This is a genomic window from Ruegeria sp. AH3, from assembly GCF_056536265.1.
The window spans coordinates 1,098,987-1,117,347 of record NZ_JBQFJL010000001.1; the positions used below are offsets into that span (position 1 = coordinate 1,098,987).

General features: G+C 56.9%; 19 protein-coding genes. 9 read left to right on the forward strand and 10 right to left on the reverse strand.

Going from position 1 to position 18,361, the window contains the following annotated elements; genetic code table 11:
- Positions 1-28 precede the first annotated feature (28 nt).
- Positions 29-622, reverse strand: coding sequence for an invasion associated locus B family protein (locus ACR3EM_RS05415; protein WP_480469783.1), 594 nt, complete (start codon positions 620-622; stop codon positions 29-31).
- A 446-nt stretch (positions 623-1,068) separates the two neighbouring features.
- On the opposite strand from ACR3EM_RS05415, the gene ACR3EM_RS05420 reads away from it, so the two are divergent.
- Positions 1,069-2,616 carry a helicase HerA-like domain-containing protein gene (locus tag ACR3EM_RS05420; protein ID WP_480469784.1) on the forward strand — a complete coding sequence of 516 codons (1,548 nt, stop codon included), beginning with the start codon at positions 1,069-1,071 and terminating at the stop codon, positions 2,614-2,616.
- A gap of 45 nt (positions 2,617-2,661) precedes the next feature.
- Here the strand turns inward: ACR3EM_RS05420 and ACR3EM_RS05425 are convergent, their stop codons facing one another.
- From ACR3EM_RS05425 to ACR3EM_RS05455, 7 genes are all read right to left on the reverse strand, one after another.
- A complete protein-coding gene (locus ACR3EM_RS05425) occupies positions 2,662-2,916 on the reverse strand; it encodes a hypothetical protein (RefSeq protein WP_480469785.1) in 255 nt (84 codons plus the stop codon).
- Between the two features lie 188 nt (positions 2,917-3,104).
- Positions 3,105-4,418 (reverse strand): branched-chain amino acid ABC transporter permease, encoded by a 1,314-nt coding sequence (locus tag ACR3EM_RS05430; protein WP_480469786.1) that lies wholly within the window; start codon positions 4,416-4,418, stop codon positions 3,105-3,107.
- Positions 4,415-5,425, reverse strand: a complete 1,011-nt coding sequence (locus ACR3EM_RS05435) for a branched-chain amino acid ABC transporter permease (RefSeq protein ID WP_480469787.1) — start codon at positions 5,423-5,425, stop codon at positions 4,415-4,417. The genes ACR3EM_RS05430 and ACR3EM_RS05435 overlap by 4 nt, the downstream gene beginning before the upstream one ends.
- Positions 5,425-5,859, reverse strand: a complete 435-nt coding sequence (locus ACR3EM_RS05440; protein ID WP_480469788.1) for a hypothetical protein — start codon at positions 5,857-5,859, stop codon at positions 5,425-5,427. The genes ACR3EM_RS05435 and ACR3EM_RS05440 overlap by 1 nt, the downstream gene beginning before the upstream one ends.
- 1 nt (position 5,860) lies before the next feature.
- Positions 5,861-6,691: an ABC transporter ATP-binding protein gene (locus ACR3EM_RS05445; protein WP_480469789.1), complete on the reverse strand. Its 831-nt coding sequence runs from the start codon at positions 6,689-6,691 to the stop codon at positions 5,861-5,863.
- On the reverse strand, positions 6,688-7,476 hold the full coding sequence (locus tag ACR3EM_RS05450; protein WP_480469790.1) for an ABC transporter ATP-binding protein: 789 nt from the start codon (positions 7,474-7,476) through the stop codon (positions 6,688-6,690). The genes ACR3EM_RS05445 and ACR3EM_RS05450 overlap by 4 nt, the downstream gene beginning before the upstream one ends.
- Positions 7,477-7,602: 126 nt before the next feature.
- Positions 7,603-8,784: an ABC transporter substrate-binding protein gene (locus tag ACR3EM_RS05455; RefSeq protein WP_480469791.1), complete on the reverse strand. Its 1,182-nt coding sequence runs from the start codon at positions 8,782-8,784 to the stop codon at positions 7,603-7,605.
- A gap of 150 nt (positions 8,785-8,934) precedes the next feature.
- On the opposite strand from ACR3EM_RS05455, the gene ACR3EM_RS05460 reads away from it, so the two are divergent.
- On the forward strand, positions 8,935-10,038 hold the full coding sequence (locus tag ACR3EM_RS05460; RefSeq protein ID WP_480469792.1) for a PQQ-dependent sugar dehydrogenase: 1,104 nt from the start codon (positions 8,935-8,937) through the stop codon (positions 10,036-10,038).
- Positions 10,039-10,112: 74 nt separating this feature from the next.
- Positions 10,113-10,478, forward strand: coding sequence for a hypothetical protein (locus ACR3EM_RS05465; RefSeq protein WP_480469793.1), 366 nt, complete (start codon positions 10,113-10,115; stop codon positions 10,476-10,478).
- A gap of 2 nt (positions 10,479-10,480) precedes the next feature.
- Here ACR3EM_RS05465 and ACR3EM_RS05470 read toward each other — a convergent pair whose 3' ends face one another.
- Positions 10,481-11,485 carry a GlxA family transcriptional regulator gene (locus ACR3EM_RS05470; RefSeq protein WP_480469794.1) on the reverse strand — a complete coding sequence of 335 codons (1,005 nt, stop codon included), beginning with the start codon at positions 11,483-11,485 and terminating at the stop codon, positions 10,481-10,483.
- 169 nt (positions 11,486-11,654) lie between these two features.
- Here ACR3EM_RS05470 and ACR3EM_RS05475 point away from each other — a divergent pair, with 169 nt between their 5' ends.
- Complete coding sequence (locus tag ACR3EM_RS05475) at positions 11,655-13,025, forward strand: class II 3-deoxy-7-phosphoheptulonate synthase (RefSeq protein WP_480469795.1); 1,371 nt, start codon at positions 11,655-11,657, stop codon at positions 13,023-13,025.
- Between the two features lie 54 nt (positions 13,026-13,079).
- Here ACR3EM_RS05475 and ACR3EM_RS05480 read toward each other — a convergent pair whose 3' ends face one another.
- Positions 13,080-13,754, reverse strand: coding sequence for a PAS domain-containing protein (locus ACR3EM_RS05480; protein ID WP_480469796.1), 675 nt, complete (start codon positions 13,752-13,754; stop codon positions 13,080-13,082).
- 232 nt (positions 13,755-13,986) lie between these two features.
- Between ACR3EM_RS05480 and ACR3EM_RS05485 the strand changes: the two genes are divergently transcribed.
- From ACR3EM_RS05485 to ACR3EM_RS05505, 5 genes are all read left to right on the forward strand, one after another.
- A complete protein-coding gene (locus ACR3EM_RS05485; RefSeq protein WP_480469797.1) occupies positions 13,987-14,877 on the forward strand; it encodes a YicC/YloC family endoribonuclease in 891 nt (296 codons plus the stop codon).
- Positions 14,878-14,893: 16 nt separating this feature from the next.
- Positions 14,894-15,535 carry a guanylate kinase gene (gene gmk, locus ACR3EM_RS05490; protein WP_480469798.1) on the forward strand — a complete coding sequence of 214 codons (642 nt, stop codon included), beginning with the start codon at positions 14,894-14,896 and terminating at the stop codon, positions 15,533-15,535.
- Positions 15,532-16,053 (forward strand): gamma carbonic anhydrase family protein, encoded by a 522-nt coding sequence (locus ACR3EM_RS05495; RefSeq protein ID WP_480469799.1) that lies wholly within the window; start codon positions 15,532-15,534, stop codon positions 16,051-16,053. Before gmk ends, ACR3EM_RS05495 begins: the two co-directional genes overlap by 4 nt.
- Before the next feature lie 6 nt (positions 16,054-16,059).
- A complete protein-coding gene (locus tag ACR3EM_RS05500; RefSeq protein WP_480469800.1) occupies positions 16,060-17,091 on the forward strand; it encodes a sensor histidine kinase in 1,032 nt (343 codons plus the stop codon).
- 181 nt (positions 17,092-17,272) lie between these two features.
- Positions 17,273-18,313 carry a substrate-binding domain-containing protein gene (locus tag ACR3EM_RS05505; protein WP_480469801.1) on the forward strand — a complete coding sequence of 347 codons (1,041 nt, stop codon included), beginning with the start codon at positions 17,273-17,275 and terminating at the stop codon, positions 18,311-18,313.
- Positions 18,314-18,361 lie beyond the last annotated feature (48 nt).

Genomic DNA, 18,361 nt, shown 5'->3' on the forward strand with positions numbered 1-18,361 from the left:
GGCGGCTTTGTAAAGTAATCCTTGAGGCTTATCTTACCGAAACATTCAGCCCGTCGAAGGCTGAGGTGAAGCCTGATAGCGACATATCCATGTTCAACACCTGATCCGGAAGGCGGGCGGGAACCAGCGACAGAACCGCCTTGGAGCCTGCTTTCATCGCGTCGATATCGCCTTGGGTAAATCCGAGCTGCGCAATACAGCCGACCGAAACGCAGTGATGATAATTGTACAGCTTACGCGGCGCGCCATCGATCGATACCGCCAGTTGTGCCTGCAGCAGCGTCTCTAGCGGAACAACCACATTTGCCCATGCAACGGCTGCGCCGCCTTCCGGCAGTTTGCCGAGCGATACTTCGGCAATGGGATCGCCTTGTTGATTGTTGAGAATCTGAACCATCGCGCAGGGATCTTCTTCTTCCTGCGTCTTTATGCAGGAGATGTTCCAATCGCCAACCTGCTCACGCACATATTGCTCGCCGATCCGAGGGCCTGATTGTCCCAGGTCCAGATCGCTCCCTACTTCGGCTTCGGCCTCAGGGGCATCTGTGGTTTCCTGTGCATAGGCCGCACTGCTCAGCAATGCAGCAGCAACCAGATTTAAAGGGAGAAGTTTCCTGATCATGAATGCCTCATCTTTATGATCCCGCTTTTTGATCCGTCTATCACTCTGTGCTTGTGGTGTCAGGCTCAAACCGAATACCTGCGCTGGAATTGAACGGATTTTTGCCGAAACGGGATAAAGAGACCACGTTAGAGCCAAAGAAAAAGGGAGCCGGTGGAGCGGCTCCCTTCATGAAATTTTTCTCCCCGTCGGACTGGCCGACTTAGTTATGCGCAGACGTTACGAAAGGGGAACCCAAGGGTCAACTGCTAAGCCAAAGAATTTAACCCTTCGAGACCTGAATTTTGCCATATTTCGCAAAAAAGCCGCGCCCGAAGGCACGGCCAGTCGACAGGGAGGAATTTGCCCCACCGCGACAATGCCGCGATGAGGTGAGATTTACTCTCGCAGCCAAAGGTTAACTTTGTATGCTTGGCGCAGATCGGTAGAACTGGGACAGATATTGAATGGACAACAAGATCTTTATCGGCGGCGCGGGCGAAGGATACAGCCACGCGCAAGGGCTTTCGTTGAAATACGCCAACCGACACGGCTTGATCGCAGGGGCGACGGGTACCGGGAAAACGGTCACGCTGCAAATTTTGGCCGAAGGGTTCTCGCAGGCGGGGGTCCCCGTTTTTCTAGCCGATGTCAAAGGTGATCTGTCGGGGCTGGCGTTGCCGGGGAGCGTTGATCACAAGCTGCATCAGGCGTTCATGGATCGGGCAAACCGTATCGGGTTTGATGCATTCTCATACAACGCATGCCCAGTGACTTTCTGGGATCTGTTCGGAGAACAAGGGCATCCGGTACGCACCACCGTGACCGAGATGGGGCCGCTGTTGTTGTCGCGGTTGCTGGAACTCAGCGAGGCGCAGGAAGGTATTCTCAACATCGCCTTCCGCGTGGCAGACGAAGAAGGGATGCCTCTGCTGGATCTGAAGGATCTGCAGGCGCTGCTGGTCTGGATCGGCGAAAACAGGGCGCAGCTGTCTTTGCGCTATGGCAATGTCTCGACCGCATCGATCGGAGCGATCCAGCGCCGTCTGCTGGTGTTGGAAAACCAGGGCGGGACTAATTTGTTTGGTGAGCCTGCGCTTGAACTCTCGGATCTGATGCGGACCGATGAGAACGGGCAGGGGATGGTCAATATTCTCGCCTCGGACAAATTGATGGGTGCGCCGCGTCTTTACGCAACCTTTCTGCTGTGGCTTCTAAGCGAGCTGTTTGAGGAATTGCCCGAAGTCGGAGACCCGGGAAAACCCAAACTGGTCTTCTTCTTTGATGAAGCGCATCTGCTGTTCGAGGACGCGCCCAAGGTTCTGGTCGATAAGGTCGAACAGGTCGCGCGCCTGATCCGCTCGAAAGGCGTTGGGGTGTACTTCATCACGCAAAACCCGGCAGATATTCCCGAGGATATCCTCGGGCAATTGGGCAACCGGGTGCAGCACGCTCTGCGTGCATTTACTGCAAGGGATCGTAAGAATCTGCGCCTGGCGGCTGAGACCTATCGCGAGAATCCGGCCTTTGACACCGAAACTGCCATCCGTGAAGTCGGCGTGGGTGAAGCGGTGACCTCGATGCTGCAGAAGAAGGGCGTACCGGGCGTTGTTGAACGGACGCTGATCCGGCCTCCGGGCTCGCAACTCGGGCCGATCACGAAGGCTCAGCGCAGGACGGTGATGGATGCCTCAGCAATGCAGGCGAAATATGGCGAGAGGGTCGATCGGAAATCGGCTTTCGAGATCCTTCAGGCCCGGGCTAATGCAGCCGCACAGGCGGCGGCAGAGGCCGAATCTGAGGAGGTTTTGGAGCAACAAAACCCAATGCAGCGCGAATACGCGTCGGCTCGTAGATATTCGGGCAGCCGCGTCGGACGGTCCTCGTCACGCGTTGCGCGCAAGAAAGATTCATTTGCAACAGCGATGAGCGAGGCGGTGATAAAGGAACTGAAAGGAACGACCGGGCGCCGCATTGTGCGCGGGATACTGGGTGGCCTGTTCCGAAATCGATAGAGAATGAGTGAGGCGCCCCTCAATATATCAGGGGCGCCAGATCTGTTAGCGATTCAGACGACGCAGCCCTTCCTGGCGGCAATATCCATCAGCCTCTGGCACCGACATTTTGGTGGCCGGAAAGTCAATCGCACGGTCCCATGTCACACGATCCTGCCGGTACAACTGGCAGGTTACGACACCTTTGGGCGTCTGAACCTTCACCGGAGTGGTTTCAAGTTGCTCGGGCGACGGGATGCATGCGCTCAGCACCGCCAGAAGCGGGGTGGCTATAGCAAAGAATCTGAGTGGTCGTTTCATAGCAAATAAGGTGCTCTTATCCTGGTTAACTTCGTAATCGTTAAAGGGCCTGCCCAAACACAAGTCGTATGAAGACAGAGTGGCGATGTGGTGGATCGCGGGTGGGGCTGTTTAGACCGTTTTGATCACCCATACAATAAACCGCGCCGTCAAACGGCGCGGTAGGGGAAATTCTCACGAAATTTTGCTTATTTCTCGGGGATCAAACCCCTTGGACTGAATCTGAGAACAATCAGCAAGATCAAGCCCATCGTGAACAGGCGCATATGCGCTGCACTATCGATCAGATGCGTCTTGAGAGCGCTGCCATCAGGCATTCCTGAGGTGATCAGGTTCATCAGCCACAAGCCGATGGGTTCAACTTGCACCCAAAGGAACCAGATCAGGAACGCACCCAGAACGGCTCCGAAGTTGTTGCCTGACCCGCCGACAATGACCATGACCCAGACAAGGAAGGTAAAGCGCAGCGGGTTGTAGGTGCCCGGCGTCAACTGCCCGTCCAGAGTGGTCATCATGGCACCTGCGATACCGCAAATGGCCGAGCCGAGGACGAAGATCTGCAGATGGCGACGAGTGACGTCCTTGCCCATCGCTTCGGCCGCAACTTCGTTGTCACGAATGGCACGCATCATCCGGCCCCACGGGCTCTTCAGTGCCATCTGCGCCATCCACAGCAGCACCAGCAAGACGATCAGGAACAGCAGCGAATAACCCAGTTTGACCGAAAGCGTCGAGGCGATCACCGGGTCAACTCCCAACCAATCCGCGCGTGCGATGAACGAGGGATCTTGCTGCAGCTCAACCTCATAGCCAACCACAGGCGAGGGGCGGGGGATGCCGTAGACATTCTTTACGCCGCGCGCCAGCCAGTCTTCGTTTTTCATGATGGCGATGATGATCTCGGCAATGCCCAGTGTCGCAATCGCCAAATAGTCCGAGCGTAGACCCAACGCGGTTTTGCCAATCAGCCAGGCGGCACCCGCAGCCAGCAATCCCCCGGCAGGCCATGCCAACAGGACCGGCAGGTTCAGGCCACCGATATTGCCTGCAACGGCGGGATCGATCGCCTCAATCGCCGCGATGCTGGGGTCAAAGATTGCACGGTAGACAAAGAAACCAACAACGAGAATACCGATGATGGCCAGCGTTTGCACACGCCCTTTTGGCATCTTCTGCGCAACCATCACTGCCGCAACAACTGTCGCTGCACCCAGCAAGAGGGCAAGCACGACGCCATAGCCGCCCGCCGACCAAGCTCCGGGCGTTGGTGGGGTCGAGACCAGCACAACCGCCAGCCCGCCCAGCGCGACAAAGCCCATGACACCAACGTTGAAAAGGCCCGCAAAGCCCCATTGCAGGTTCACGCCAATCGACATGATGGCCGAGATCAGGCCCATGTTCAGGATCAGAATTGCCGCGTTCCAGCTTTGTGTGAAGCCGGTCAGCAGGATCAGAGCGCCGACGACAACAAAAAGCAGCGTGTTTTTGACGGGCTCGCTCATATCACTTTCCCCTTAAACAGGCCCGTGGGCTTAAACAGCAGCACGATCAGCAGGATCGCAAAACTGACGGCGAACTTGTAATCGGTGGACAGGAACTGGACCAATCCTGACGGCTCCAGATTTTCCGGGGCCAGATAGGTCAGCACTTTCTTCCACGCATAGGTGATGGTCACCTCGGAGAATGCGATAATGAACCCGCCCGCGATGGCTCCAATTGGATTGCCAAGGCCTCCCACGATGGCCGAGGCAAAGATTGGCAGCAGAAGCTGGAAATAGACAAAGGGCTTGAAGCTCTTGTCCAGCCCGTAGAGCACACCCGCAGTAGTGGCCAGCGCGGCCACGATGATCCAGGTGATCATCACAACGCGTTCGGGGTTGATGCCGGACAGCAGCGCCAGATCCTCGTTATCCGAATAGGCACGCATCGACTTGCCGGTGCGGGTCTTGTTGAGGAACCAGAACAGCAGCACCACAGCAACAACGGCAACAATCACAGTGATTCCCTGAGAGGTCTTGATCGCCAGCCCTTCCCGCAGCCCGGTCATTGCCTTGAAATCCCGTGCCGAGACGATGAAGCGCGCGCCGTCCGAGAACCTCTGATCATCCGGTCCGATGATGAACCGCACAAGGCCGTTCATGATGAACATCACGCCCATCGACACGATCACCAGAATGACAGGTTTGGCCTTTTGTTCCCGGTAGAAGCGATAGACCAGCCGGTCAGTGACCAGCACCAGAACGATACAGCCCAGAATGGCAAAGGGCAGGGCCAGCAGAGCGGTCGGCAACGGCCCGAAACTGACCCCGGCCGCCTGCAGGCCCCATGTGACCAGCACAGCGATCATCGCGCCAAAGGCCATCGTGTCGCCATGGGCAAAGTTCGAGAACCGCAGGATGCCGTAGATCAGCGTCACCCCCAAGGCACCCAGCGCCAACTGGCTGCCATAGGCGATTGCGGGAACAAGGACGAAGTTGGAGAGCGCCACAAGGGCGTTGAGGAAGTCCATTAAAACTCCTGCTCGCAATCGCCTTCAAATACGCGACGCGCATTGAAGGTCTCTGAGTAATTGACATATTTCTGCGGAACGACGACGAGCGTAGCCGTCAGCGTTGATGGTGGTGTTCGTACGAAGTATACGATCGAGTTGCTATTCTCTGTCTTTTGAGACGCGATCATCAATGAGTTTTTAGATGTGACAACATACTCTGTTCTATTCGAAAGGCGTAAGTTGGAAGTCGTTTCTCCGGCCGCGGACGTGCCATCAATTCTGAACTCCCCGAAATTACTTCGAACTTGATTGGGCGGACTGCCGACGAACTCGATATCGAATGTTGAACCCAAGCACTCTTCTTCGTGTTCACAGACTTCACTTAGAAAGCATGCTTCGGCACCAGCGGCGCCGGTTAGTGAGGCAATGATCAATGCTGCAGGTATCTTCACGCTACCCCCCCAAGAAACTCTTACGCACTTCGGGATCGGCCAGCAGTTCTTTGCCTGTGCCGGTATAGGCATTCCGCCCCTGAACCAGCACATATCCCTTGTCCGCGATCTCCAGCGCCTGACGGGCGTTCTGTTCGACCATCAGGATCGGCAACCCGGTACGTGAGACCTCAATGATCCGGTCGAACAGTTCATCCATTACGATGGGCGAAACGCCGGCGGTGGGTTCGTCTAGCATCAACACTTTGGGCTGGGTCATCAGCGCGCGGCCCACGGCGACCTGCTGGCGTTGACCGCCCGACAGCTCTCCTGCAGCCTGATTGCGTTTGTCGCGGAGGATAGGGAACAGGTCATAGACCTGCTCCATCGTTTGGCTGATGTCGTCGCGGCGGATGAAGGCGCCCATTTCCAGGTTCTCTTCCACCGTCATCGAAGTGAAGATGTTCGAGGTCTGGGGCACAAATCCCATGCCACGTACCACGCGATCCTGCGGTGTGAGCGAGGTGATGTCTTCACCGTCGAGCCGAACCGCGCCCGAGCGCACATCCAACATACCGAAAACGGCCTTCATCGCGGTGGATTTACCCGCACCGTTGGGGCCAACGATCACAGCAATCTCACCTTTATCGACGGCGATGGTGCAATCGTGCAAAATGTCCGGCCCTTTGCCATAGCCGCCGGTCATGGTGTCGCCGATCAGGAAAGGGCCGCCCTCAACCCGATGCGTCTCACCGCTTTTGCGATGGGCGGGGGTCATAGTGCCGACGCCATGCGCATTGGTGATCGAGGCGTCCTTGTTGCCTTTATCGTCCTGGTAGGGGTTGTCGCTCATGCACCCGCCTCCAGTTTATCTTTGTTTTTCAGGCCGGTACCCAGATAGGCCTCGATCACATGCTCGTTGGCCTTGATCTCGTCCAGAGTACCCTCGGCGAGCACCTTACCCTCGGCCATGCAAATGACCGGGTCGCAGATCTTGCCAATGAAATCCATATCGTGCTCGATGACGACGAAGGTATAACCGCGCTCCTTGTTCAGGCGCAGGATCGTGTCGGCGATGGTCATCAGCAGGGTGCGATTCACACCCGCACCGACCTCATCCAGGAACACGATCTTGGCGTCGACCATCATGGTGCGGCCAAGTTCCAATAGCTTCTTCTGCCCGCCCGAGACCTGACCGGCCTTGTGATCGGCCAGATGTTCTATGGTCAGGAACTCCAGCACCTCATCGGCCTTAGCCTTCAGCGCGCGTTCCTCATCGGCGATGCGTTTGCGACCGAACCATGTGTTCCAGAGCGATTCACCTGATTGCGCGCCGGGCACCATCATCAGGTTCTCGCGGCAGGTCATCGAGGAGAACTCATGCGCGATCTGGAAGGTACGCAGCAGGCCCTTGTGAAACAGCTCATGCGGGGGCAGGCCGGTGATGTCCTCACCATCCATGAAAACCTTGCCGCTGGTCGGCGGTAGGACCCCTGCGATTACGTTGAACAGAGTGGTTTTTCCGGCCCCGTTCGGCCCAATCAGACCGGTGATCGAGCCCTGTTGGATTTCCAGCGATGCCCCGTCCACCGCATGAAACCCGCCGAAATGCTTGTGCACGTCTTCGACGACGATCATCTTTTCCCCTAGCCGCCGTTTTCGGCGTCGTTGCCCCATCCCCGTGTGAAAGGTGCGGCCTTTTGTCATTGAAACAGCCCGGACACAAGGCCCGGGCTGCTTGTTTTTGTGACTGTTAACGCAGGATCAACGGAAGTTGACGGTCTTGTTCTCGCCGTCGGTGACTTCGATCTCACGATACGAGCCAGCGCTTTCGCCGGGGCCGATCAGCTCAACACCCGATGCGCCGACATAGTCGATCTCCTGACCCGCAGCCAGCAGCTCCAGACCCTTGGCCAGTTCACCCGGATAGATCTTCTCACCCGGAGCATTGGCAACGTCCATGATCTTGGCGCCGTAGTCAGCCGCGTTGGTCGAACCTGCGGCCTGCATGGCCAGCATGAACAGTGCTGCTGCATCATAGCTTTCCGGCGAGTACGGGGACGAGCCGTCAAAACCAGCGGCTTCGGCCATGGCAAAGTACTTCTCGGCACCTTCACCACCCGAACCGGCGATCTGACCGAACGAACCATTCAGGTCGGGACCAACGTTTGCAGGCAGCGAGTCACCTATCATGCCGCCGGGCAGACCGAAGGTGTCAAACGCACCGCTGTCCAGCGCCGATTGGATGATGCCCAGACCGCCTTGGTCCAGATAGCCTGCAACGACCAAAATGTCGCCACCGGCCGAGGCCAGCGCGCCAACTTCGGCCGAATAGTCGGCTTTGCCGTCTTCGTGCGCGGCAACGATGGTGACTTCGCCACCCGAAGCCTCGAACGAGGACTGGATCGCATCTGCCAGACCCTTGCCGTAGTCGTTGTTGGTGTAGGTCAGCGCGATCGAGCTGATGCCACGATCATTCAGGATGTCAGCCATCACCTGACCTTCACGCGCATCCGACGGGGCGGTGCGGAAGAACAGGCCGTTATCTTCCATGGTCGATAGACCCGGCGAGGTCGCCGATGGCGAGATCATCACCATGCCGTTGGGGATCGCGACGTTCTGCAGAATTGCTCCGGTCACGCCCGAGCAGTCACCGCCGATGATACCGGCAACGCCGTCCGCGATCATACGTTCGCCGTTCGAGGTGGCCAGACCGTTGTCGATGCAGCCCGTGTCGGCGCGGGTCCCGGTGACGGTCGCACCGTCCAGCAGTTTCCCGGATTCGGTGACCTCGGCCATCGCCATTTCGGCACCCGAACCCATGGCAGGTGCGAGCGATTCGATTGGGCCGGTGAAGCCGAACAGCACGCCCAGTTTGACGTCTTCGGCCATTGCGGTACCCGCCAGCAGAGCGGTGGCTGCAGTTGCAGTCAGCAGCTTTTTCATATGGTTACTCCCTATTGTGAACGTATTCGTTCTGCGCACGACCCTAGGCAAGCCATGCGAAAAAGAAAAGTCCTAACGCAAACGTGTTTTTGTGGGGCATAAACCTATTTGTTCTCATGATGATAAAACCGCGTGTCCGAGGAAGAGATCATGAAGTTCAAAGCGTTTGCGATTCTAATCCTGCTGTCTAGCGCGGGGATTGTCCGCGCCGATATCCTTGAAACGTCAGAAGGCGCGGTTCTTGTCCAACCTATGATCGAAGAGCTCGATACCCCCTGGGCGGTCGGAATATTGCCAGATGGTTCTTTTCTGGTGACTGAGCGTGACGGGCAGTTGCTGTATGTGTCTGATGGCAAATCCCAGAAAGTGCAGGGTGCCCCGAAAGTTGCTGCAAACGGGCAGGGCGGTTTGCTGGATGTGACAATTGCACGAGACTTCGGCCAGACGCGTGAGATTTTTTTGACCTTTTCCAAGCCGCAAAGCGGTGGGGCGGCAGGCACCGCGCTCGCGGTGGCGCGTTTATCGGAAAACGACAAGCGTCTGACCAACACTCGGATCATCTTTGAGGCCCTTCCCGGCGGCTCCGGTGGACGTCATTTTGGCTCACGCGTTGTCGAGGCCAATGATGGAACGCTCTTTGTCACGATTGGAGACCGGGGGGATCGGCCGCAGGCACAGAACCGGACAAATCACATCGGGTCCGTGATCCGGATTAATCGTGATGGATCGGTGCCTTCGGACAATCCGTTTGTAGGGCAGGGCGATATTCGCCCTGAAATCTGGACCTATGGCCACCGCAATCCGCAAGGGGCCGGTTTGGATGCTCAGGGGCGTCTTTGGACTGCCGAGCACGGTGCGCAGGGTGGTGACGAGGTAAATCTGATTCAGCCGGGGCGAAACTATGGTTGGCCCGTTATTTCGTATGGCAAGCACTACTCAGGCAAGAAAATCGGAGAAGGCACCGCAAAAGAAGGCATGGAGCAACCGCAGCACTATTGGGACCCGTCCATCGCGCCCTCTGGGCTGATGGTATATTCTGGTAAGCTTTGGCCGAGCTGGGCTGGAAACCTTTTCGTGGGGTCACTCAAGTTCGATTACATTTCCCGGCTGGCTGGGACACCGTTGCGCGAGGTCGAACAGATAAAAGGCCCTGAAACGGAACGCGTACGCGATATCGTCGAAGCGCCCGATGGGTCGATCTGGTATATTTCTGTAGGTGAGGGAGCAGTTTACAGGATGACACCCGACAAGTAACACAGAAGCATCACAACCTATTGGATTGCTTTATGCTACGAGTTCAGTTTATTATCGTTGCGCTTTTTTCCGCAATGCCCGCTCTGGCCGAAGAGTTTTCATCCTACGAAGAGTATCAGAGCTTTTTGGACAATAAGATGAAGAACCGGGAATTCTCTACTGTAATCAGAGATTTCGGCGGTGCGGATGAATATACTGAGCAAGAGCTGGCCCGCATCCAGACCCAGCTTCGAGATGTGGTTCCTTATTATTTGACAAACGCGGCAGTCATTAAGCGTGTTGAATTGGAAAATGGCTTCTCGCAGGAGTTGCGAGCCTATTGGAATGACATGAAAAGCTATGTTTACTTCTACGCGCTGTTACACGAACGCGATGACGATTTGATAGTTATTCAGTTCTATCTCAACACCAATCCCGAGGAACTTTTGACAAGGTTTTAATATTAAACCGACAGCCGTCCGCTCTGCGCACCGCGCTCGCGGTAAGGCGTGGTGTTATAGTGCGCCCGGTAGCATTTTGAGAAATGGCTGGGCGATGCAAAACCACAGGCCAGCGCCACGTTGATGACGCTCATATCGGTCTGCATCAGCAGATTGCGCGCCTTGTGCAGGCGTAGCTCCATGTAATACCGCTTGGGCGAACGGCTGAGGTAGCGGCGGAACAGACGCTCCAGCTGGCGGGTGGACATGCCCACATCCTTGGCCAGGATCGAGGGTGAGATCGGCTCTTCGATGTTCTTTTCCATCATCAGAATTACCTGACTGAGCTTCGGATGCCGCACCCCGATACGCGTCGGCGTCGACAAACGCTGGGTGTCTTGATCGGTGCGGATCGAGGAATAGATCATCTGATCGGCAACTGCATTCGCAAGATCCTCGCCATAGTCATCGGCGATAATTTTGAGCATCAGGTCAATTGATGAGGTGCCGCCCGCCGTCGTCATCCGGTTCCCATCGACCTGAAACACTGATTTGGTCAGTTCAACAGTGTCGAATTCTTCCGAGAAACTGTCCGAGTTCTCCCAGTGGATCGTGGCCCGTTTGCCTTCCAGCAATCCGGCTTTAGCCAGCGTATAGGCGGCCGTACAAAGCCCTCCGATCTTCAACCCCTTGCGCGCCTCACGGCGCATCCAGTTCAGAACCCGTTTGGTGGTCGCCGCCTGAACATCAACTCCGCCGCAGATCAGGATCACGTCGTCGCGTTGCAATTCTTCAAGATCGGCATCCAGTTTGAAGGTGGTTCCCGCCGAACACTGTACAAGTTCACCGCCTTCACCGGTCAGTTTCCAGGTGTAAAGCTCCCGGTTCGCCATCCGGTTGGCAATCCGCAGGCTGTCGAGCGCAGACGCAAAGGAAAGCAGCGAGAACTTATCCAGCAGAACGAAAACAAAATTGAGCGGCTTGCCCGCTTCTCGATCCACGGTGACAACTTGGCGTTGCTCTTGCATGGCGATGTGTCCTTGATTCGGTGCACGCCGGGTTCGAAACGTCGGCGGATATGGCTGTCACCATGCTCAAAGCTTGTTTGCGGCGTCAAGAGGCGCAAATGTGATATGGTCTCTGACGAATGCATTTTGTATAGAGACCACCTGAATTACCTCAGCGGAGATCCAAGCTATGACGGAATGGCAAAAAACGAACTGGCGCAGCAAGCCCAGGGTTCAGATGCCAGACTATACCGACGCAACCGCGCTGGCCAAAGTCGAGGCGCAGCTTTCGCAGTATCCCCCGCTGGTCTTTGCAGGCGAAGCGCGGCGTCTCAAGCAACATCTGGGTGCCGCTGGTCGCGGCGAGGCCTTCCTGTTGCAGGGCGGCGATTGTGCTGAAAGCTTTGAACAATTCAGTGCTGATGCGATCCGTGACACGTTCAAGGTGATGCTGCAGATGGCCATGGTTCTGACCTATGGCGCCAAGGTGCCTGTGGTTAAAGTGGGCCGGATGGCGGGTCAGTTCGCCAAGCCCCGCAGCGCCCCGACCGAAGTGGTGGATGGGGTGGAACTGCCTAGTTACCGCGGTGACATCATCAATGAACTGGCCTTCACACCCGAGGCACGCATCCCGAATCCCGGCAAGATGCTTCAGGCCTACACGCAGGCAGCCGCGACGCTGAACCTTTTGCGCGCCTTCTCGACCGGTGGTTTCGCCGATATGAGCATGGTGCATTCGTGGACTCTGGGTTTCACGGATGAACAGGACGTTCAGAAATACTCGGAAATTGCCGACCGCATCCAAGACACCATCGATTTCATGGGCGCTGCCGGGATTACCGCAGATAGCACGCATGAGTTCTCGACAGTTGAGTTCTACACCAGCCACGAAGGCTTGCTGCTGGAATACGAAGAGGCGCTGACCCGTCTGGATTCGACTTCGGGCAACTGGCTGGCAGGCTCCGGTCACATGATCTGGATTGGTGATCGGACACGTCAGCCCGATGGCGCGCATGTCGAATTCTGCCGCGGTGTTCTGAATCCGATCGGCCTGAAATGTGGTCCGACAACGACAGCGGAAGACCTGAAGGTCCTGATGTCCAAGCTGAACCCCGAGAACGAAGAGGGTCGCCTGACCCTGATTGCGCGTTTTGGTGCGGGTAAGGCTGGTGAGCATCTGCCACGTTTGGTCAAGGCCGTGAAGGAAGAAGGTGCCAAGGTAACCTGGGTCTGCGATCCGATGCATGGCAACACCATCAAGTCCGCGACGGGCTACAAGACGCGTCCGTTCGACTCGGTCCTGCGCGAGGTGCGCGACTTCTTCGGAGTGCATCAGGCCGAGGGCACCGTGCCCGGCGGTGTGCATTTTGAGATGACCGGTCTTGATGTCACCGAATGCACCGGTGGCGTACGCGCCGTGACGGAAGAGGACTTGTCGGATCGCTACCATACGGCCTGCGACCCGCGCCTGAACGCGACGCAGTCGCTGGAGCTGGCATTCCTGGTGGCGGAAGAATTGACCAATCTGCGCCGCGATCGCGTCAAACGTGCAGCGAGTTGAGAGACCGCGACAGTTTAGAAATCAGAACGGCGGGCCACTGACCCGCCGTTTTTCTTAGTCATCGCGGGAAGATACCAGCCGAAGATATGGTTCGGACCGCACAAACTCGCTTTGCTGTTCGGCAAAACCCATAGCCTCATGCGGAGCGGGTTTGGGCGGTTGCCGTAGCTCTGACAGTTCGCGCACCCGATGATCAGTTATCGAGAAACGACGCGGTGTGGTGCCAATCACGCCGTCACTGAGCATGACACCCAGCACGCGGCTGACATCCCCAAGATCGCTTTTAAGCGGCAACAGGATCATACGAGCTTGCAGGCATGCACGGCCCAGTTTGCCTTTTGAGGTCAATCCAAGTTCGACCACAGCCGGTGCCGTGAACACCCGGTCGAGATAGGTTTTGACATCATCACGCGCGCTGGGTTCGAAAAAGGCAGTCAGAGGCATGCCGCGCACCTCCATCCCAGCCAGCTTGTTCAGGTGGCTTCCGGCGAGACGAAACCGTGCCAGACCCGGTGCAATACGTTCGAGTATGAACGTGTATTCCAGAACATTCTCTAACCCGCGAGGATCGATCTGTGACCGCATCGGCACGCCGTCGCCGCCAAGAAGGGCGGTCCAATAAGCTTCGGCCTGACGAATTGGGGACAGGCTGCGCCCGCTGTCAAATCGGTCCATCGCGACGATCTTTCCAAATCCTGAGCCAGAGCCAGTCCCGAAAAAGGTTTTCATTTCATCACCCTATCGTCAATCAGTCGCCATTTTCCTAAAATGCCATCTTTCGGGCATAGCTGGGGTTCATCAGCGCTTCCGACTGTCAGATTGACACGGGTTAATACAATTTTGGATCAATTCTTTAACGAATGGTTAACCGATCGCGTCTCTGCCACAAATGAGCAAGGTCTTGCCCCTAGCCCGTTGTTGGCATTAGGTGCGGCGAGCGGTTTTGACGGAAAGGGCAGGCATGATCAAATCCATGACCGGTTTCGCCTCGGGCAAAGGAGCGTTTGGCCCCCATAGCTGGAGCTGGGAGCTGCGCAGCGTAAACGGCAAGGGACTGGATATGCGCCTGCGCGTGCCGGACTGGTTGACCGGGCTTGAGGCTGCGCTGCGGGGGGAGCTGTCGAAACAGGTCAGCCGGGGCAACGTGACGTTATCGTTACGGCTGAACCGGGAAGAGAGCGCCTCTGACATCAAGCTGAACGTTTCAGCCATGGAGGCCGCTCTGGCGGCGCTATCGCAGACCGAGGCGATGGCCGCTGCGCGTGGTATCGAACTGGCGGGATCCAAGGCCAGTGATCTGCTGACGCTGAAGGGCATGCTTGAAGCGGGCAGCGAAGATGATGATCCCGCTCCGTTGGTTGAGAAGCTCAAGACCGAATTCAGCGGCTTGCTGGCCGCTTTCCTCGACATGCGTAAGGCCGAGGGGCAAGCACTGGCCGGTATTCTCGGCGGTCAGTTAGATCAGATTTCTAGGCTGACAGAGACGGCTGCCGATCTGGCCAAGCAGCGGCGAGAGGAGATGGCGCAGGCGCTGAAGGACAATCTGGCGCGTGTTGTCGATAATGCGCAAGGTGTCGACGCTGAACGGGTCGCGCAGGAACTGGCGCTGATCGCCGTCAAAGCGGATATCACGGAAGAGATCGATCGTCTTGCCGCTCATGTCGCCGCCGCACGTGCACTACTGGATCAGGACGGTCCGGTCGGGCGCAAGTTGGATTTCCTGATGCAGGAATTCAATCGCGAGGCCAATACGCTCTGCTCAAAATCGCAAAATGCCGAGCTGACATCTGTCGGGCTTGAGTTGAAGGCAGTGATCGATCAGATGCGCGAACAAGTTCAGAACGTGGAATAGGAACGAGGGCACACACATGGCAGATCGCCGAGGTCTATTAATCATTCTGTCCTCGCCCTCGGGCGCAGGCAAGTCCACTTTGGCCCGACGCCTGATGCAATGGGACAGCGATCTGGAGTTTTCGATCTCGGCCACCACGCGTGCACCGCGGCCGGGCGAAGAGCATGGGCGCGAATACTACTTCCTGTCAGAAGACGCGTTCAAACAGCAGGTTGCCGATGGGCAAATGCTGGAACATGCCCACGTGTTCGGGAACTTTTATGGCTCACCCGCCGATCCGGTGCGCGAGTCGATCAACAAGGGCCGTGACGTGTTGTTCGATGTCGATTGGCAGGGGGAAGTGCAGATCAGGAATTCGGATTTGGGCAAACATGCGTTGTCGATCTTCATCCTGCCACCGTCGATTCCCGAACTGAGGCGCCGCCTGGAAGGCCGGGGGCAGGACAGCGAAGACGTGATTGCCAAGCGCATGCTGAAAAGCTGGGATGAGATCAGCCACTGGGGTTACTACGATTATGTCCTGATCAACGACGATCTGGACGCGACCGAGGAGAAGCTGAAAACCATCGTCAGTGCCGAGCGGATGCGCCGCATTCAGCAGCCGCGCCTGCAGAACCACATCCGTACCTTGCAGACCGAGTTCGAGGAACAGTCATGACGATCTATGCTTTGGGAGAGCATCAGCCTCAGATTCACGAGGATACCTGGGTCGCGCCTGATGCCAACCTGATCGGTAAGGTGGTGCTGGAACAGGGGGCCTCGATCTGGTTTGGCTGCACAATCCGCGCAGATCACGAAGAGATTCGCGTTGGTGCGGGCAGTAACGTGCAGGAAGATTGCGTGATGCATATCGATGCCGGATACCCGCTGACCATCGGCGCGAATTGCACCATCGGGCATAAGGTCATGCTGCATGGATGCACGATCGGGGACAACTCTCTGATCGGCATGGGGGCTATCGTTCTGAACGGGGCAAAAATCGGTAAGAATTGCCTGATCGGGGCAGGGGCCCTGATCACTGAAGGCAAAGAGATCCCTGATAATTCGCTGGTCATGGGAACGCCGGGCAAGGTTGTGCGTCAGCTTGATGATGAGGCCGCGCAACGCCTGACGCTCAGCGCGCTGCACTATCAGGACAACATGCGCAAGTTCCGCGAAACGCTGAAACCGGTCTGATATCGCATGTCGGATCCCTTTCATGCCGAGCTTGTATCTGCCATCCCGATGCCGACCCTGCTGGTTGACCAATCTGAGCGGATCGTTGCGGCGAACACCGAAGCGCGTACTCTGTTGGGTGCGGCGATTGAGGGACGGCACTTCGCCACGATCCTTCGGCAACCTCAGGTGATCGAAGCGATTGAGCAATGTATTGGGTCAAAGCAGCCTAGCAACGCGCGGCATCTGTCCAATGATGGTGCACAAGATACGACCTTTGAGGTGCAGTGCCGGTATATGAACGACTCTCGGGTTGTGCTTGTAGTGTTTCAGGATGTCACCCATCTGGAGCAGGCCAGTCAGATGCGACGCGATTTTGTGGCCAATGTCAGTCATGAGCTGCGGACGCCGCTGACTGCTCTGATGGGGTTCATCGAAACACTGCGCGGGCCTGCGCGCGATGATACGGCGGCCCGAGAGCGGTTTTTGCAGATCATGGCGGACGAGGCCAATCGGATGAATCGGTTGGTGGGGGATCTGCTGTCACTCAACAGGGTGGAAAGCGAAGAGCGGGTCAGGCCAAAGGAACCTCTGGAACTGACCGGCCTGATCCAATCCACATTGAACACCCTTCGACCTCTTGCAGATGATGCCAATGTAAAGCTGTCACTGGACGCCCCGGATGATCCGGTGACGATGGTCGGTGACAGCGATCAGTTACGACAGGTTATCACCAACCTGGTGGAAAACGGGATCAAATACGGCGGCAGCGGGGGGCTGGTTCAGGTCGTAGTGACATTGTCGGAGCGCGATACTGCCATGCGCGGGCCAGCCGTGAGAATCGGAATCATTGATCAGGGTCCCGGCATCAACCCAATACATCTTCCCCGCTTGACCGAGCGTTTCTATCGCGCAGACAGCCATCGCTCGCGCGAGTTGGGTGGAACAGGGCTGGGGCTTGCGATCGTCAAACACATTGTCAACCGACATCGGGGCAGGTTGCGGGTGGAAAGTGAGCTGGGGCAGGGTGCCGTGTTCACCGTCATACTGCCCCGTTGAGGTCAGATGGCGGACAGGCGATCCGCCGCTGACGTATCGTCAAGTTAAGAAATTCTCAAAATATCCTAACTTGTCATAAAACCGTTACATACCTGTCACAAAAGGCTTACGCGCGGCTTTTAGGGCTTTGCGCAGATCATCATGGGGATGATCAGTACCCATCCTTCTCAAGGAGACTGAAATGTCCTTTGTAAAACTGTCGGCTTCTGCGCTGGCAATCGCTGCCGTCTCGGCAACTGCTGCTGCTGCACGTGACAACGTTCAGGTTGCCGGTTCGTCGACCGTACTGCCTTATGCTTCGATCGTTGCCGAACTGTTTGGTGAAAATACAGACTTCCCGACCCCGGTTGTTGAATCGGGTGGTTCGTCGGCTGGTCTCAAGCGGTTCTGCGAAGGCGTTGGCGAAAACACAATCGACGTTGCAAACGCATCGCGCGCCATCCGCGAAAAAGAAATCAAAGCTTGCGCCGAAAACGGTGTGACCGACATCATGGAAGTACGCATTGGCTATGACGGCATCGTGTTCGCAAGCCAGCAGTCGGGCCCGGCCTTTACCGCATTTCAGCCGGCAGACATCTACAACGCCATCGGTTCGAAAGTTATGAAAGACGGCGCGCTGGTCGACAACAGCTTCAACAGCTGGGCCGAGTTCAATGGCGACCTGCCGGACGTTGAGATCGCGATGTTCATCCCGGGCACCAAGCACGGCACCCGTGAAGTGTTCGAAGACAAGGTTCTGCTTGCAGGTTGTGAAGCGACCGGCGCCATGGAAGCCATGATCGCAGGCGGCATGAGCGAAGATGATGCCGAAGATGCATGCCTTGACGTTCGTACTGACGGTAAGTCGGTCGACATTGATGGTGACTACACCGAGACCCTGGCCCGCATCGACACCAACACCAACGGCATCGGTGTTTTCGGTCTGGCGTTCTACGAGAACAACACCGACAAGCTGAAAGTGGCCACCATGGGTGGTATCGCGCCGTCGACCGAGACCATCGCGTCGGGTGAATACCCTGTTTCCCGCCCGCTGTTCTTCTACGTTAAGAAAGCGCATATCGGCGTGATCCCTGGCCTGAAAGAATACGCTCAGTTCTTCACTCATGATGAGATTGCAGGTGCGTCGGGTCCGCTGGCCAACTACGGTCTGGTTGCCGACCCTGAGCTGGCAAAAACGCAGGATGCGATTGCCAACGAAGTAACTTTGGGTTCGGGCAGCTAATTCCAAACCCCGTGTTAATTGAGCGGGGGCGGCATTTATAGTCGCCCC